The 17,572-nt window shown below is 34.1% G+C and carries 16 protein-coding genes and 1 pseudogene; 3 read left to right on the top strand and 14 right to left on the bottom strand.

The features are described from left to right. Positions 1–495: 495 nt before the first annotated feature. The 9 genes and pseudogenes from amtB to J6569_RS09880 form a co-directional block, all read right to left on the bottom strand. Positions 496–1,710, bottom strand: a pseudogene (amtB, locus tag J6569_RS09920) (ammonium transporter AmtB); the annotation flags it as partial. A gap of 87 nt (positions 1,711–1,797) precedes the next feature. Then, entirely contained in the window at positions 1,798–2,136 is a 339-nt protein-coding gene (gene glnK / locus J6569_RS09915; RefSeq protein ID WP_034912116.1) for a P-II family nitrogen regulator, read from the bottom strand. Between the two features lie 254 nt (positions 2,137–2,390). Then, complete coding sequence (dgt, locus tag J6569_RS09910) at positions 2,391–3,881, bottom strand: dGTPase (protein ID WP_296318360.1); 1,491 nt, start codon at positions 3,879–3,881, stop codon at positions 2,391–2,393. Positions 3,882–3,922: 41 nt separating this feature from the next. Then, on the bottom strand, positions 3,923–4,999 hold the full coding sequence (gene purK, locus J6569_RS09905) for a 5-(carboxyamino)imidazole ribonucleotide synthase (protein WP_296318359.1): 1,077 nt from the start codon (positions 4,997–4,999) through the stop codon (positions 3,923–3,925). 1 nt (position 5,000) lies between these two features. Further along, positions 5,001–5,501 carry a 5-(carboxyamino)imidazole ribonucleotide mutase gene (gene purE, locus J6569_RS09900; protein WP_034912110.1) on the bottom strand — a complete coding sequence of 167 codons (501 nt, stop codon included), beginning with the start codon at positions 5,499–5,501 and terminating at the stop codon, positions 5,001–5,003. A 169-nt stretch (positions 5,502–5,670) separates the two neighbouring features. Then, positions 5,671–6,021: a RidA family protein gene (locus tag J6569_RS09895; RefSeq protein ID WP_366941267.1), complete on the bottom strand. Its 351-nt coding sequence runs from the start codon at positions 6,019–6,021 to the stop codon at positions 5,671–5,673. A 25-nt stretch (positions 6,022–6,046) separates the two neighbouring features. Next, positions 6,047–8,050, bottom strand: coding sequence for an excinuclease ABC subunit UvrB (uvrB, locus tag J6569_RS09890; protein WP_296300684.1), 2,004 nt, complete (start codon positions 8,048–8,050; stop codon positions 6,047–6,049). A gap of 383 nt (positions 8,051–8,433) precedes the next feature. Beyond that, complete coding sequence (gene modF, locus J6569_RS09885) at positions 8,434–9,906, bottom strand: molybdate ABC transporter ATP-binding protein ModF (protein WP_143421974.1); 1,473 nt, start codon at positions 9,904–9,906, stop codon at positions 8,434–8,436. 15 nt (positions 9,907–9,921) lie between these two features. Continuing rightward, positions 9,922–10,704: a TOBE domain-containing protein gene (locus J6569_RS09880; protein WP_296318357.1), complete on the bottom strand. Its 783-nt coding sequence runs from the start codon at positions 10,702–10,704 to the stop codon at positions 9,922–9,924. A 292-nt stretch (positions 10,705–10,996) separates the two neighbouring features. Here J6569_RS09880 and modA point away from each other — a divergent pair, with 292 nt between their 5' ends. Genes modA through modC form a run of 3 tightly spaced genes read left to right on the top strand, consistent with a single transcriptional unit; the run spans position 10,997 to position 13,144 of the window. After that, on the top strand, positions 10,997–11,740 hold the full coding sequence (gene modA, locus J6569_RS09875; protein ID WP_296318356.1) for a molybdate ABC transporter substrate-binding protein: 744 nt from the start codon (positions 10,997–10,999) through the stop codon (positions 11,738–11,740). A gap of 28 nt (positions 11,741–11,768) precedes the next feature. Then, positions 11,769–12,458 carry a molybdate ABC transporter permease subunit gene (gene modB, locus J6569_RS09870; protein WP_296318355.1) on the top strand — a complete coding sequence of 230 codons (690 nt, stop codon included), beginning with the start codon at positions 11,769–11,771 and terminating at the stop codon, positions 12,456–12,458. 5 nt (positions 12,459–12,463) lie between these two features. Continuing rightward, entirely contained in the window at positions 12,464–13,144 is a 681-nt protein-coding gene (gene modC, locus J6569_RS09865; protein ID WP_296318354.1) for a molybdenum ABC transporter ATP-binding protein, read from the top strand. Here the strand turns inward: modC and J6569_RS09860 are convergent. From J6569_RS09860 to J6569_RS09840, 5 genes are all read right to left on the bottom strand, one after another. After that, a complete protein-coding gene (locus J6569_RS09860; RefSeq protein ID WP_208610400.1) occupies positions 13,123–13,875 on the bottom strand; it encodes a UDP-2,3-diacylglucosamine diphosphatase in 753 nt (250 codons plus the stop codon). The two genes, modC and J6569_RS09860, sit on opposite strands and share 22 nt — an antisense overlap. Beyond that, on the bottom strand, positions 13,868–14,359 hold the full coding sequence (ppiB, locus tag J6569_RS09855; protein WP_065589345.1) for a peptidylprolyl isomerase B: 492 nt from the start codon (positions 14,357–14,359) through the stop codon (positions 13,868–13,870). The genes J6569_RS09860 and ppiB overlap by 8 nt, the downstream gene beginning before the upstream one ends. 64 nt (positions 14,360–14,423) lie before the next feature. Then, positions 14,424–15,275 (bottom strand): bifunctional methylenetetrahydrofolate dehydrogenase/methenyltetrahydrofolate cyclohydrolase FolD, encoded by an 852-nt coding sequence (folD, locus tag J6569_RS09850; RefSeq protein WP_065560709.1) that lies wholly within the window; start codon positions 15,273–15,275, stop codon positions 14,424–14,426. 63 nt (positions 15,276–15,338) lie between these two features. Further along, positions 15,339–16,028 carry a DUF2884 family protein gene (locus J6569_RS09845; protein ID WP_296318353.1) on the bottom strand — a complete coding sequence of 230 codons (690 nt, stop codon included), beginning with the start codon at positions 16,026–16,028 and terminating at the stop codon, positions 15,339–15,341. 647 nt (positions 16,029–16,675) lie between these two features. Beyond that, positions 16,676–17,572: hypothetical protein (locus tag J6569_RS09840; RefSeq protein WP_296318352.1), on the bottom strand; the 897-nt coding region annotated here is incomplete at its 5' end.

Below are 17,572 nucleotides of genomic sequence, written 5' to 3'. Positions count from 1 at the left end.
GTGCTTGTGCCTTGTGCCTTGTGCCTAAAATGGTACTGCATTTTGTTCCACCTGTCAAGTAATATTTTGTTTTATTTGAATTTTTATGTTTATTCGCTTATTTAATAAGCTTGTCTTTCTAAAGCGATTAAAGTATAGCCGTTTAAGGGGTGATTGACTAGTTTTTTAGCGGACTTTTTTGTAAAGAAATGTAAAGATGATATGTTTACACTTTTTTAGTATCAAAAAGGTAAAATCATAGATTCATTTTATATTCAATCGGTGACTGATAATTTAAAGACTATTACAAGTAATCCTCTTTCATATACAGAAAACCTAAAATACACAATTATCTTGCAATTTAAATTTTAATTATCAAACCTCGTATCAGTAAATATCAAGTAATTCCTATAATAATAAAAGCTATAATTTACAGGAATATCTCCCTGTAAATTATTTTGAGTTTAAATCTGTTTTTATATCTAATTTTTAATTAATGACTGTTTCGGTTAGTGATTAACTATTAAAAGCACTTTCGCCATGGCTATTAATATCCAGACCTTCTCTTTCATGTTCTTCTGATACTCTTAAGCCAACAATGATATCTGCAATTTTATAAGCAATATAAGCAACCACTGTTGTCCAAACTACGCAGGTAATAACACTCATCAATTGTATTCCTACTTGAGTTGCCATTGTAATGCCTTCGGCATAACCAATACCTCCTAAAGATTCTGATGTAAATATACCAGTTAATATACAACCCACAATTCCACATACGCCGTGTACACCAAATACATCACATGTATCATCAACTTTTAGAATTCTTTTGAGTGTTGATACTCCCCAGACACCAGCAAAACCACAAATAAGCCCTATTAACATAGCACCACCTACACCAACAAGACCTGCCGCTGGTGTTACACCTACTAATCCCGCTATCACTCCTGATGCCGAACCAAGGCAAGATGGTTTACCTCGTAAAAACCATTCTGCGAATGTCCATGCCAAAACCGCTGCTGCTGTAGCTGCAACAGTGTTAATAAAGGCTAAACCTGCGATTTCATCTGCATGCGTTGATGATCCTGCATTAAAGCCAAACCAACCTATATAAAGAATAGCAGCTCCAAGGTAGACATAAGGTAGGTTAAATGGTTTTAGTGGTTCACGATTATAACCAATACGTTGTTTGATCAGATAAGCACCCACTATTCCTGCAATCGCAGCATTAATATGTACTACAGTACCACCAGCAAAATCAAGTGCTCCTTCATCACCTAAAATTCCGCCTCCCCATACCATATGCGCCATGGGAATATATGAAAATGTAAACCATAACACCATAAATATTAATACTGCTGAAAAACGAATTCGTTCAGCAAAAGCACCAGGAATTAAGCAACAAGTAATACAAGCAAATGATCCTTGGAATGCGATCCAAATTAGCTCGTAAATCGATCCTGACACATCTGTAATACCTATTCCTGCTAATAGAAAATGGTTAAAGTTGCCATAAAACCAGTTTCCTTCACCAAAAGCAAGTGAATAACCATAAATAATCCATAGCACCGCTATTAACGAAAAAGTTACTAGCACTTGTGTTAGCATCGATAACACATTTTTAGAACGTAATAATCCACCATAAAACAATGCAATCCCTGGTACCGACATAAAAAGTACTAGGGCGGTACAGATCATCATAAAGCCGTTATCCGCTTTATCAACTACGGCAGCTTCTTCGGCAAAAGCTGAACTTGAGAATAAAATAACTAAAAAGGGAATAATTTTTTTCAACATAATGATTTCCTTAACAATCAATTACAATGCCGAGTCATCGGTTTCACCAGTACGTATACGCACTACATGTTCAAGTGAACTGACAAAAATCTTTCCATCACCAATTTTGCCAGTATATGCTGCTTTAGTAACTGTACTAATAACTTGGTCAAGTTCATCATCTCTAATAGCTAAATCAATTTTAACTTTAGGTAGAAAATTGACATTATATTCTGCACCACGGTAAAGTTCGGCATGACCTTTTTGTCGTCCAAAACCTTTAACTTCGGTAACAGTTAATCCTGTAATACCTATATTAGATAAGGCTTCTCGGACTTCTTCTAATTTGAAAGGTTTTATAACTACGGTAACTAATTTCATCAATCGCTCCTAAAAATTGTGAGTTACAGATTAAATTATGCAAAGAGTGTGCCAAAAAAATTAACTTGAATTGAATTTGCTACTACAACTTAATTTATAAAAATATAGCTATCATAAAATTAAAGTTCAGCTGTTTTGATTGGAAGGTTAAAACAAAAGATAACAAATAGTTAATAGATTTATTATTTAGCAGCGCACTAATATGGTGCCAATGCATATTAGTGGTGCTTAGCTGTTATAAAAATTAATAGGATCTAGAATGTCACCATTAACTTGCGATATTCGTCATAAGCAAAGTGATCTGTCATGCCACTAATATAATCCTGCAATAAGCGACATCGATAGTAGAATTCCATACACGCAAAATTTTCCGCTTTATTTATATTGAGTTTGTTAACTGCTTGTTTATAAGCGACACAATGTTTTGAGGATAATTTATGATATAAGCGAGTTTCAATAGGATAATTTTTGTGATGTTTATCCTCAACCAATTTCAAAAAGTCGTTAGTAGGCATATCAAGCAGTGGGCTATAAATATCGAGCAATCCACTAATAATTCGGTACCCTTGAAGTTCAATATTTTCAACCGATTCATGGTTAAATATATGTTCAAGTCCAACTGTTTTGAAAATATTGAGTAATTTATATTCTGCACCATGATCTTCAAGTAAGGCATGATTAAATGAGCCGTGATAAATTTCTTCAATATTTTCAATAAAGCGTTCAGCAGCATGTGGTACCAATTTGCCAATAGTGTTGACACGTAGGTACATAAAAAATTGGTCGATGCCTATCGCATCAAAACCATTTTGATTTAGATTTTCATAAGGGCGATTGACAACGGTATCAAACAGATCACCTTTTTTAATCGGTCCCCATGCCTCAGCTAAGTAAGTATAAAGCTGTTTTACTGTTAGAATTTTCTTTTCAACCGCATCTTCTAGATCGGCAATGCAATATGAGATATCGTCGGCTGCTTCCATAATATAGGTAAATGGGTAACGATGAAATGGTTTGATATCAAGCTGTTTGGATAGCGCCTCAATAAATGGTTCTTCTGATAAATAATAACCTGCTTTTTTCATTAAATATGAAAATTCTGGCAGTACCGGCTTAGACCAATAAGCTGGTTTAGAATATTTCATAATTGAAGCAATCTGAGAGTAAGTTAAATTGAGCCGTAATATTGTATGCACTAAACGAATTGCTTGTGCATTACCTTCGAAACTTGATAAATCTTGGCGGATTTTGGTTTTAAGTTCTTTTATTTCTTCTTTATCACTAACATTTATTTCAAGAAGTCGATAATTTGTTGCTTTGCCAAGACCTAAACGTAGAGTAAACCATTTATTAATGGCGGCCTCACCAAAATGACCAAATGGAGGATTACCAATATCATGCATTAAACAAGCCATTTCAACTAGGCTTTCAATCGCCATTATACAATTATCAAGCCCATATTTTTTTAATTTTCCAGCATTGCCAAGGCGATTAACGATTTCTTTGACTATGTATCGCCCAACTTGTTGCACTTCCATAGAGTGAGTAAGTCTTGTTCTAACTACTGAGTTTCGTTCTAATGGAAAAACTTGCGTTTTTTGCTGTAGGCGACGAATAGCGGCTGAGTTTATGATGCGTCCACGATCACTTTCAAAACAGCGTACTATTGAGTACTCATCAGACAGAGCTTCACGCTGTTTGCTAGCATAACGCTGATAATTAATTTTTTGGTTAAAGTTGATCATGGTTTCATCCTTAATTTAATCACTCAAATTGTTTTAAGTTTTCAAATTGCTAATGTTTGTTTTGCCCATTCAATACTTTTTTGATAATCATTAGGTAATAACGGTATTAAATTCTCTAATGCTTTTAACAATTTGTTTGTTTGGTTATGGGTTAAATTTAAATGCCCTACTTTACGTCCAACCCTAACTTCTTTTTCATACCAATGAAGATGTACCAAATCAATTGATAACCAATTTAAATTTAATTCTGTGCCAATTAAGTTAACCATAACTGATGGCGTAAATACATCTGGCTTAGGCAAAGGAAGCCCCAATATAGCCCGAAGATGTAATTCAAATTGGCTAATTGAAGCTCCATTTTGCGTCCAATGACCACTATTATGTACCCGTGGAGCAAGTTCGTTGATCAGTAGTTCATTACCAACAATAAAGCATTCCATTGCCATTACGCCAATATAATTCAATTTATGCATAATAGCAGATAGCATTTGCTCCGCTTTTATTTGTAATGAATGATATTCGTTAGGTTGTACAACACTTATTTTTAAGATGCCGTCTTGGTGGAAGTTATTGGTAAGGGGATAAAATACTGTTTCACCTTTTGCATTACGAGCGCCTATTAATGACATCTCTTTTTCGAAAGGGATAGCCTGTTCAACGATAGCTTGTTGATAGATATCATCAGGTACAGTTATTGGATCATTAATAGCAATTCGCCATTGCCCTCGTCCATCATAACCGCCAGTTCTACGTTTAACAATTAATCGATCGCCAAGTTCAGTGAATAGCTTTGGCCAATCTTGGTATTGATTAAGTGCAAACCATTTGGCTGTAGGTAAACCAAGTTCATCAAGTAGTTTTTTTTGAGTTAAACGGTCGGCAATAATAGGAAAGACATCTCGATTAACAAAATGCGAATGTTTAGCTAAAATTTGTGTAAACGGAGTATCTGACCATCGCTCAATTTCAGCTGTTATTACTGACTGTTGATATGGAATGACGGTAGGATCTACATCTAATCCAACTGGATAAACTTTAATACCTATTGGTTCGCCTGCTTGCTTAAGCATTCGCCCTAATTGCCCGTTACCTAGTACACAAACAGATTGAAGTTTCATATTATGCATTCACTCTTGGATCTGGGTTATTTAGTACCTCATCAGTTTGAGTTAATCGCCATGTTGATAAACGTTGATATATTTCTTTATCATGTAGAGCTAGAATCTGTGCAGCAAGTAATGCCGCATTCGCTGCACCAGATTTACCTATTGCTAAAGTACCAACAGGAATACCTTTAGGCATTTGAACAATAGAATAGAGACTATCTACTCCACTTAATGCAGCACTTTGCACCGGAACACCTAATACAGGAATCAGCGTTTTAGCAGCTAACATACCTGGCAAATGAGCCGCACCGCCAGCACCAGCTATGATTACATCAAAGCCTTTTTGTTTGGCATCTTCAGCAAAACAAAATAATTTATCAGGAGTACGGTGAGCAGAAACGATTTCAACATGATAAGGAATTGTTAACGCATCAAGGATGTCGGCTGCGTGTTGCATAGTAGTCCAATCGCTTTTGGAACCCATTACAATGGCAATTCTAGGTTGAGTATGCATGGCAAATGTATGAATAATTAAAATAAGATGTATGTGAAGTATACACTAAAATTTAATTAATGGGGATAGTAAGGATTTTATCTGTTAGCAATTAAAACACATGTTCCCAGAAAAATGAAGATGATAAACAAAGTAATACCGCCGAATAGTATCGGCGGTGAAGAAAGAGTTAGCCTTTTACTGCTGCCACGATTTTAATTTCTATCAAATATTCTTTTTTCATTAACCCAACTTGCACTGTACAACGTACTGGTGCACTACCTTTAGCTACCCATTCGTCCCATGCTTTATTCATAGCGGCAAAGTCACTTTTATTAACTAAAAATAATGTTACATCTAGTATACGTGATTTATCACTGTTAGCTCGAGCCAATATTTTGTCAATTTCAGATAATGCACTTTTGGTCTGTACATAAGCGTCATTTTCAAGATCAGCTGGAACACTTGTGTAATAAATAACGTTATTATGGATCACTGCTTCAGACCAGCGGTTATCTGGATCAATTCGTGTTATTGTCATCATATTTTCCTTGTTAGATGAGTTATTAAGATACTTTAATAAAATCAGCACGCAATTTTTTTATTTCATCACGCAGTACACCAGCTTTTTCAAATTCAAGATTCTTAGCCGCTTCGTACATCATTGCTTCAAGCTCTTTGACTCTTGCCTGTACTTCTTTAACTGAAACATACTGATAAGGTTTGCCTGGTTCAAATGCTTGTACTTTAGCTGTTGATTTTTTGGTACTTAAACCTGCCTCTAATACGTCTTTAATTTCTTTGCGTACTGATTTTGGTGTAATGCCGTGTGCTGTATTAAAGTCTTCCTGTTTTTTACGACGACGGGCAGTTTCATCAATCGTTTTTTGCATAGCAGGGGTTATTCTATCAGCATATAATATGGCTTTACCATTTACATTACGAGCTGCACGCCCTACGGTTTGAATTAGTGAACTTTCTGAACGTAAAAAACCTTCGCGATCAGCATCCAATATTGCTATTAGTGAGACTTCAGGTATATCTAAACCTTCTCGCAATAAGTTAATGCCCACAAGTACATCAACTTTACCTAAACGTAGGTCACGAATAATTTCCATACGTTCGACCGTATTGATGTCTGAATGCAAATATTTTACAGTTACATTATGTTCTGACAGATAATCAGTTAAGTTTTCTGCCATACGTTTAGTTAATGTGGTCACTAAAACACGCTCTTCGTTATTAATACGAATTTTGATTTCTGATAATAGATCATCAACCTGCGTCGCAACTGGTCGAACTTCGATAATAGGATCTAATAAACCTGTAGGTCTAACTACTTGTTCAATAATTTCATTACCTGATTTTTCAATTTCGTATTTAGCTGGTGTTGCTGACACATAAATCGTTTGTGGCATGATGTTTTCAAATTCAGCAAATTTTAAGGGTCGATTGTCTAGTGCTGATGGCAACCGAAAGCCATATTCAACCAGATTAAGTTTACGTGAACGGTCACCATTATACATTGCTCCTAATTGTGGAATAGCCACGTGAGATTCGTCAATAAACAGTAATCCATCAGGTGGCAAATAATCAAATAAGGTTGCTGGCGGATCGCCCGGATTACGCTGAGCTAAAAAGCGTGAATAGTTTTCAATCCCAGAGCAATACCCCAATTCGGTCATCATTTCAATATCAAATAATGTCCGCTGAGTTAAACGTTGCTCCTCTAATAGACGATTATTGTCTAACAGAACTTTTTGACGTTCTTTAAGCTCTTGCTTTATTTGCGCAATAGCGTTTTCCATAATGTTTCTTGGTGTGACGTAGTGTGTTTTTGGATAAATTGTTATCCGCGATACTTCATTTATGCTATTACCTGTAAGCGGATCAAACATAACAATTCGATCGACTTCATCATCAAATAACTCAACGCGCACAGCAAGATCGTCTGAATCAGCTGGAAAAATATCTATAACATCTCCTCGAACACGAAATGTACCACGACTAAAACCTATTTCATTACGAGTGTATTGCAATTCAGCTAATCGAGTTAAGATTGAACGCTGATCGGTTATGGTGCCTTTTGTTAGGTGTAATATCATCGACATATAGGTTTCTGGTGCTCCTAAACCATAAATTGCCGACACCGAAGCAACAATTACAACATCACGTCGTTCTAGTAGTGATTTAGTGGCAGAAAGACGCATTTGTTCTATATGTTCATTGATTGATGCATCTTTTTCAATAAATGTATCGGTTGACGGTACATAAGATTCAGGTTGATAGTAATCATAATAAGATACGAAGTATTCAACCGCATTTTCAGGGAAAAAGGCTTTCATTTCGCCATATAGCTGAGCGGCTAATGTTTTATTTGGTGCTAAAATAATTGTAGGGCGATTATGTTTAGCAATAACATTTGCCATGGTAAATGTTTTACCTGATCCAGTTACGCCTAATAGTGTTTGATGCGCAATCCCATCATCAAGATTTTGATTAATCCTTTTTATTGCTTCTGGCTGATCACCCGCTGGCTTAAATTCGGAACATAATTTAAATTTTTTCATTACATCGCAACCTAATATTTTACCTATTAATAAAAATTATCCCCAAAAGGACTTGACCTTTTAAAATTTACTATTTTTTGTTCAATTAACATTTTCATTTATAAAAAAGACAACTAATTTATAACTTGATTTACGATAACATGTTGATATAAAACAAAAAAATACTTCATGATTAAGTTACAATCAAATTAAGAAAAATCCTGATAGTTACTGAGGTTAGCGCTTTTTTCAATAAAATACTCACAGAGTTATCCACAGGCAACGGGGATAACTTTATAAATATAGTCTTTATAAACTTTTTTCAATTATCAAGATAAAATTTCAAAAAAAAATCCCTTTTATTTTAATGTTTATTCCTATCTTTAACGCTACTTTTGATAGCTTTAACTAATCATTCGATTTATCTGTTCGATTTGATATTGATAGCTATGATCCAAGTTTTGGATGAAAGTCAATCGGTGAGTGATGCATTTTGGCGCATCTTCTGCGTGATGAGACACGAATAGCAACTGCGTGTACCCTTCACTAATTAAACGATCTATCCAACGTTTTACTAATTCTCGATTAAGATGATCGAGCCCTTGCAATGGTTCATCTAAAATAAGCAGTGTCGGATGTTTAACTAACGCTCTGGCAATCAATACTAATCTTTGTTGTCCCCAAGAAAGCGATTGAAAGGGTTTATCCGCCTGCGTTTGTAACCCTAGTAATTGTAGCCATTCATCAGCCAATTTAGCTTGTTTATCACTGGTAGCTTGGTAGACACCAATCGAATCAAAATAGCCTGACAATAACACAGTTTTAACGCTAGAACTAACTCGATAAGCCAAATGTAAGCTGCTACTAACATAACCAATATGGCGTTTAATATCCCAAATCGTTTCACCCGAACCTCGTTTACGACCAAATAAAGTGAGATCATTGCTATACCCTTGCGGATGATCGCCAGTTATTAAACTTAATAACGTTGATTTACCTGCGCCATTAGGTCCAACTATTTGCCAATTTTGTTTGGCTTTTACTCGCCAAGTTAATCCATTAATGATTGCTTTATCATCATAATATACATAACCATTATTTAATATGACTCGATCTAATTGATCCGCTAATTGAGTTGGTGGTTCGTCGGCTTCTGGTAATGGCATATTGGAAATATTTTCCAAATCAGCTAATTGCTTAACAGTTGTATCGTTTAAGATTGTATCTTTTGTATCAATTTTCAATAGTTGGCAATCGGCTAATATGCCAATATTTTCAATAAAAGTAGGAATTTCATTAAATCGATTTAAAACAAGGACAATTGTGATACCTTGCTTAGCAAGATCTGCTAGTATTTCGGCTAAGTTTTCACGTGATGTCACATCTAAGCCATCAAAAGGCTCATCTAATATCAGAAAATCAGGTTGCTGCATCAAAACTCGACAGATTAAGGCTTTGCGTGTTTCACCAGTTGAAAGGTATTTAAAGCGTTTCGTTAATAGGTGTTCAATTCCAAATTGTGTTGCTAATTTTTGGCAAAGTACTTGATTAAAATTATTTTCTTGTATAATTTGCTGAGTGGTTAATCCTGTATCGTTTTCACCTTCGCTTAGCATATCTGTATTATTGCGTTTCCATTCATCATCAATTAGTTTTTGTAGCTGTTCAAACGATATGTGTGCTATGGAGTTAAATTGATTAATTACTTTGCCTGATAATAATGTTTGCTCACCAGCCAATGCTTTAACTAGTATAGATTTACCGCTGCCATTACGCCCCACAAATGCAACATTACTTCCTTGATTTATTGTAAGTGATTCAATGGCAAAAACTAGGTAGTCACTAATTTTAAAATGTGCGTTTTCTATTTGTAGCATGATAACCTCATATTGCTAAACTAATGTCGCAACAATAATATTTTGTGGATTAATAAATAGTTTTGATTGTTTGCCTGTAGCTAAGGCCGACTTTTTTACTTCACTGGCTAATTTGTTAGCATAAAGCACTATGCCAGAAGATAGTGTAAAAGCAATTTCACTCCAATTGCCATCAGTAGTTATTTTTTCAACGGTAACCGACAAACAGTTTTCGTTCTCGATTTCATTTTTTAATTCAATTAATGGAGCTTTAATTAACAGCAATACTGTTTTGTCCGTACTCAACTTTAGCCGTTCAATACTTGATTGAGTAATGTAAACTTTTAACTCAGTTTGATTATCACTAAGTAGCACTGTAATAAAACCAGCAACATCGTTTGTTTGAATCTGCTTAACCGTACCATATAATTGATTTCGTGCACTAGTTTGTAATGATAGTCTAGCTGTAGCTTTTAAAATATCATCTAAAGGTACTTTGTCATCATTTAGTATGTTAAAAGCGTTTTGTTGTAGTTGAGTTAATAGATCATAGAGTTGGATAAATCTAACTGCATAAGCACTCAGTTTAGTGCCTCCTCCATTTTTACCACCAATTGCAGTAATTAAAAAAGGTTTAGGTGCTAATTTATTTATATCATTAATGGCATCCCATGCAGTTTTATAACTAATACCAATTTGCCTGGCAGCCTGACTTAATGACCCCGTCTGTTCAATTGCTTTTAATAACGCAATACGCCTTGGATCAGTAAATAACTGCTGTTTTATATTTAACGTTAATAAAATTTCAGGAGAAAACATAATTTAACACCATGAAGAACCGACTAATCATTTTGGAAGAGATAATAGTGGTTATTGTAGACCCTTTTTGGCATTCCTTCAAAACTTGGTAAAAATTTTGTTGATTGTCATATCATATCAGCTTAAATGAATTTTAATTGTACTTTATATATAAATTCTGCTAGCATCGATATGTTATATTTTATATAGCGTTTATTTAATAATTTACCAAATAACTTAATAAATCATAATAATCAATTAGATAAATAATATTAACAGTTAAAATTAACTCAATTTTATTGTGAGGAACAAAATGAAAAAAATTATTGGAATTATCTTAATGATGGCAATAACTTTTTCAGTTTCAGCTGCTGAAAAAATGACTATATTTGCCGCTGCCTCATTGACTAATGCTATGCAAGATATCGCTGCAGCTTATAAAACAGAACATAAAGATGCAAATATTGTATTCTCATTTGCTTCATCATCAGTATTAGCTAAACAGATTGAACAAGGTGCACCTGCGGATATATTTATGTCAGCTGATCAAAAGTGGATGACTTATCTTATTGAGCATAATTTAACTAAAAATAAACACGATTTATTAAAAAATACATTGGTGCTTATTGCTCCTCAAAATTCACATTTAGAGAATGTTTCAATTAATAAAAATACCAATTGGGAAATTATTTTACCTAAAGGTGAAAGAATAGCTATTGGTGATCCTGATCATGTACCAGCAGGAATGTATGCAAAAGAATCATTAACTAATTTAGGGGTATTTAATAAATTATCGCCACAATTTGCCCCAGCGAGCAATGTAAGAGACGCTTTGGTACTAGTTGAGCGTAATGAAGCTACGCTTGGTATTGTATATAGTACCGATGCAAAAATAAGCAATAAAGTAAAAATAATTGGATCCTTTCCTGAAGATACATTTAGGTCTATCGAATATCCCATCACTTTGTTAAATCCGAAAGCAACTGATTTTTATCAATATTTAAATTCACCACAAGCTAAAGTTATTTTTGAAAAATATGGATTTATAACAAAGTAATTTAATAAGTAAATAATTTTATAAAACTATGTTATTAACTGAATTTGAATGGCGAACCTTACTACTTAGTGTAAAGATAGCCGCCACAGCAATTGGTTTTAGTTTGCCAATAGGAATTTTAACCGCTTGGATATTGGCACGCTGTCAATTTTTTGGTAAATCGCTATTTGATAGCATCGTACATCTTCCTCTTGTTTTACCACCAGTTGTTTTAGGTTATTTGTTGTTAATAACCATGGGACGACGTAGCGTTATTGGCGAGTGGTTGAGTAGCCATTTAAATATTAGTTTTAGCTTTAATTGGCAAGGTGCAGCTTTAGCTTCGGCAGTAGTTGCATTTCCATTAATGGTGCGTTCAATTCGTTTAGCCATTGAATCAATTGATACACGCCTTGAAAACGTTGCTCGGACTCTTGGAGCCCATAAGTGGCGAGTTTTTATAACTATTACTTTACCATTAGCCTTTCCTGGTATTCTTATGGGAATTATATTGGGTTTTGCCCGTTGCTTAGGGGAATTTGGTGCAACCATCACTTTTGTGTCAAATATTCAAGATGAAACTCGCACCTTACCATTAGCAATGTATACGTTGTTACAAATTCCCAATGGTGAACAAGGTGCATTGCGACTGTGTATTATTTCGATTGTGTTATCACTAATCGCACTTTTTTTATCCGAATTGTTAAATCGATGGCATAAAAAGAAGTTAGCAGGATAATCAATATGTTAAAAATAGATGTTCGCAAACAACTTGCTTCGTTTTCGTTCCAATTCAATCATGAGATAGCCTGCCAAGGGGTTACTGCTATTTTAGGCGTTTCTGGCTCAGGAAAATCCACACTAGTAAACCTTGTTAATGGATTAATTAAACCTGATCAAGGCCAAATCCAGTTGAATGGCTTACCACTAGTTGATTGCAATAAACACCTTTTTGTTACTCCTGAAAATCGGCATATTGGTACCGTTTTTCAAGATGCATTACTTTTCCCTCATTATAAAGTTATTAAAAATCTGATTTATGGTGCTAAAAATTTCAAGCAATCAAGATTTGATGAAATAGTTAATGTACTTAATGTCCGACCATTATTAAATCGTTATCCTGCTATGTTATCTGGTGGAGAAAAACAGCGAGTAGCAATTGGTCGAGCACTATTAACCAACCCTTTACTACTATTAATGGACGAACCGCTTTCAGCTCTAGATATGCCAAGAAAAAAAGAATTGTTAACTTATATTAATAAATTAACTAATGAGCTAAATATACCCATTATTTATGTAACACATAATATTAATGAAGTTAAACAAATAGCCGATAATGTTGCAATTTTAGATCAAGGCAAGCTGATTGAGTTTGGTAAGACCGAACATGTTTTACAAAGTGACTATTTAAAAGAATGGTTATAAAGCTCTAAAGTATTACTATTTTCCGCTTGTTTAATATATGTCACGCCATCATGCCAAGCACCAAGCACCACACGAGTTGCAGTGTTGCCTTCAATTTGAAAATGATGTACAGCAGGTTTATGTGTATGACCGTGCACCATAATATCTGCATTATGTTTAACCATCATTTCAATAACTGCTTGCTGATTCACATCCATGATATTTTCAGATTTGAGTTGATTATGTTGACTACTTTTTTTTCGTAACTTTGCTGCAATTTTCAACCGAATAAAAAGAGGTAAAAATAAAAATAATTTTTGAAGCCATTTATTATGCATAACTTTTCGGAAAGTTTGATATTGATGGTCGTCAATACACAGTAAATCACCATGTAAAAAAATAATGTTTTTTCCTTGATTAGGAAGGCTATTAATCTCAGGCAGTAAGGTCATTTCGCATTGTTGTGCATACTTTTTTCCCAATAAAAAATCACGATTACCATGGACGAAATATTTTCTTATATTACGTTTTGATAAGGTTTGTAAAGCTTGCGCAATTTGATAATGTAAGTTTGTTTTTACATCATCCCCAACCCAGTAATCAAAAAGGTCGCCTAGAATATAAAGCTCGCAGTTGTCGGGCAAAGTATCCAAAAAAGACAAAAAGCCTGCGGTTATATTAATATAACCTGAAGCAGGCTCATTATCTGCTAAATGGATATCAGCAATAAAATAACGAACAGGATTATTCAACCGTGACACTCGTAATAATAACATCTTCAACAGGAACATCAGAATGCATACCACTGCGTCCTGTTTTAACAGCTTTTATTTTATCAACCACATCAAGCCCATCAACAACTTGTGCAAAAACACAATAGCCATAACCATTAATGTCCGCAGAGCGAAAGTTGAGATAATCATTATCAACCACGTTGATAAAAAATTGCGCAGTTGCCGAATGAGGATCTGATGTACGTGCCATTGCTAAAGTACCACGTTCATTTTTTAGACCGTTATTTGCTTCGTTTTTAATTGGTGATTTTGTCTTTTTTTGGTTCATTCCAGGCTCAAAACCACCACCTTGAATCATGAAATTATTAATAACACGATGAAATATTGTGTTGTTATAAAAGCCTTCTTTGCAATATTCAACAAAATTTTTAACAGTTTCTGGCGCCTTATCATCAAAAGTTTTGATTTTAATATCACCTAAATTAGTGTGAAATATGATCATTGCATAATCCTTTTTTTAATATATATCTTTTGAATAAAATTTAGTAAATCTTGATTAATATAAATTATTTACCAAATTTTTCACATGCTTCTAGTGTATTGCTCATTAACATAGCAACAGTCATTGGACCAACACCACCAGGAACAGGTGTGATCCATCCCGCTCTTTTAACAGCAACATCAAACTCTACATCACCTGCAAGTTTACCATCTGGCAAACGATTGATACCAACATCAATGACGATTGCACCTGGCTTTATCCACTCACCCTTAACATAATTAGCAATGCCTACTCCCGCAACGACAATATCCGCATTGCTAACATGTTTTGCTAAATCAATAGTACGACTATGGGTAATGGTTGTTGTGCAACCTAATAATAATAACTCTAATGCCATTGGACGACCCACAATGCTTGATGCTCCTACAACGGTAGCATTTAAACCTGACAGATTTATGCCGGTGGATTCTAGCATTTTGACTACGCCATAAGGAGTACATGGTCGCAAGATTGGATCACGCTGTAGCAAGTGTCCAATATTATATGGGTGAAAACCATCAACATCTTTACTTGGATCAATACGTTCAAGAACCTTTGTTTTATCAATATTATCAGGTAAAGGCAGTTGTACTAAAATACCATGCACATCTAAACGTTGATTTAGTTCATCAATTAATGCTAATAATTCATCGGTGGTCGTCGAGGTAAAGTCATAAGCAAATGAAACAAAACCAACATCATCACAAGCCTTTTGCTTATTTTTAACATAGATTTTTGATGCAGGGTCTGAACCGACTTGAATTACAGCTAATCCTGGGACTGATAGTCCTTTTTCAATACGCATTTTGACTTTATTAGCAATTTCAGTTCGTATTTGTTGTGCTAATACTTTCCCATCAATTATATGTGCAGTCATAAGCTTCCGTTTAACTATTTTATTAGAGGTATCATTTTCGCAAAAGTTTTTATTAATGTCTATTTAGTTATGAATTGATTGATTAAGTTGATTCAATATTTGTTTGTATTGAGCATCAATATCTGTAATAACTGAACAAATATGAGCATCAAAAGCTTTTAATTTAGGTTTTTGAGCCTTCCATTCATTTTTAGAAATTTGTTTAATTGCTCCATAATTTTTAAAAAATTCGAAATGCAAAATACTTCCGCCCACAACATTATAAAAAATGCGTTGACCAATATCTTCTCCATCTTTTTTGATATTATTAAAATGTCGGTAAGAAAATCGCGTATTACCATTTTCAGTAATAATTGATGCATGTAACAACTTGACTAAACGTTTATATAATTTGTTTAACTCGCTTTTTAGCTCATTATCATCGCCCAATTGATTTTTTATTGCTTTTTCAAAAATTTCTTTAACTTCAGTTAAAAGGCTTAATGATTGTTGTTCTAGTAGCGGTAACTGTTGACGTAAATCTTGCTGAAATTGAATCAGTTCTTTTTGTAATGATGGATTAAGTGATATCGTTTCTTTATTTAAAATGACATTACCATTTGGCATGATAATTAAATCATTTTTTTTATCAAAAATATGTACACTTTCTCTATTTATCGTAATGTCATAACTGGGCTTAATCCCACACTCTTTTTTAGCAGCAAATACGGTGATAGGTAACAACAAAGCAATCAATATCAATTTTTTTAACATATTCATATCCAGCTAGTTAATTCATGAAGATTATAACGTCTACTAAGAAATAAACATAATAAAATTAAATAAGTACTATAATTTTAAAAACAATACTCGCCAAACGGTTTAATTACTTTATATGATATCAAAATTAATTATAAGTAGTTTTATACTAAAACACATAGTTATCTGAAAGTTTTTGACAAACAATTTTTATCCTATTGAACAAAAATCGAATTCATCCTCCATAGTTTTTGCTTAAATTATACACCGCAAGTTAAATGGTAAAGAGTAGTAGGCTAGAGAACTAATACAGTAAGGATATTCATATGAATATGCGAGCCTTGACCATTAAAAAAGTGCAGACTAGCGCCCGATGGTACAGTTATATGATAGATAGTATTTCATGATAGTGTGTGAATTCTTTATACAACTAATGTTCTTAAAAGAGGTGAGTTTACTGAGTAATATGTAGGAACTACTTGTTGTGTTATTTATCGTAATTTGAGAAACAATGGTAATGGAAAACATAAAAAAATAGCGCCTTATCACCAGAAGGCAATATGGCGCTAAAATCATAAAAATAGCCGTCACTGATTCAGAGAGTTACGTTTCAGTTAATCTGAGTTTTATATAACTCGATATTATCATATATTGTAGAATCATTAACGTTTACACGCTATTTTACTATTGTCACCCCTTTCAGCTTCACGTGTAGAAACATAACCAGATAAGTTAACTGTAAAATAAATATTATACTTAGCGTAATCTATTTCTCTAGTCCAAAAAAGAACATAGTAAGTATTATCTTTAGGCCAATTTGATTTAGGATAGTTTTTATTCGATAGCCAGCCCCATTCCCCCATAACTGAACCGCCAATTGATCGCGTAAAACTATTGGGATAAATTTTCCAATTCTGATTTTCTGCAACATTAATAGCTGGAGAATTAGTATAATCTTTACGTAAAGGTATATTATCCATTCCTCCACATAAATTGATTGCATTAGATAAATTTATATTGTCGTTATTTTTAGGTTCTAACCACACAGAAGTTGGGTTAAATATATAATCATGAATGATTGAAGTATCTCTTTTTAACGTTGTCCTCACCGTAACATTTCCTGACGGCTTACTATTAAGTTCTACCACCCCATTTTGATCAACAGAAACACCTCCACCTGGGTTATTGAGTATTTGATAACGATAATCATCTTGTGCACCTATCATCACTAATTGAAATTTAGCTCCAGGAAAGCCAGTTGTTGGAAATTTTTTACCTGATTCTATTGGATTAGCTTTAAATCCCCAGTTATAAACATAATCAGCGCTATACCCTCCACCAGCGTTAGGATGTCGGCTTATATTCGTACCATTCCAAGCCCAAGGTCCTGAAATTGGGTTAGATGCCAAATTAGGATCATATGATCGCCATTGTAGATTAGGTGAAACAATCACATCATTCGGTTTTGCATAACAAATTTGCGATTTTGGTGCTATTTGGTAGGTCTTAGCTAGGGTAATTTGCTTACCTACATCAGGTATTCCGTATGCTGAATGGGC

Origin of the sequence: Gilliamella sp. (assembly GCF_024104075.1) — a bacterium.
Lineage (GTDB): Bacteria > Pseudomonadota > Gammaproteobacteria > Enterobacterales > Orbaceae > Gilliamella > Gilliamella bombi.
Note: the sequence above shows the minus strand (reverse complement) of the source record. Positions and strands in the feature narration are given on the sequence as shown.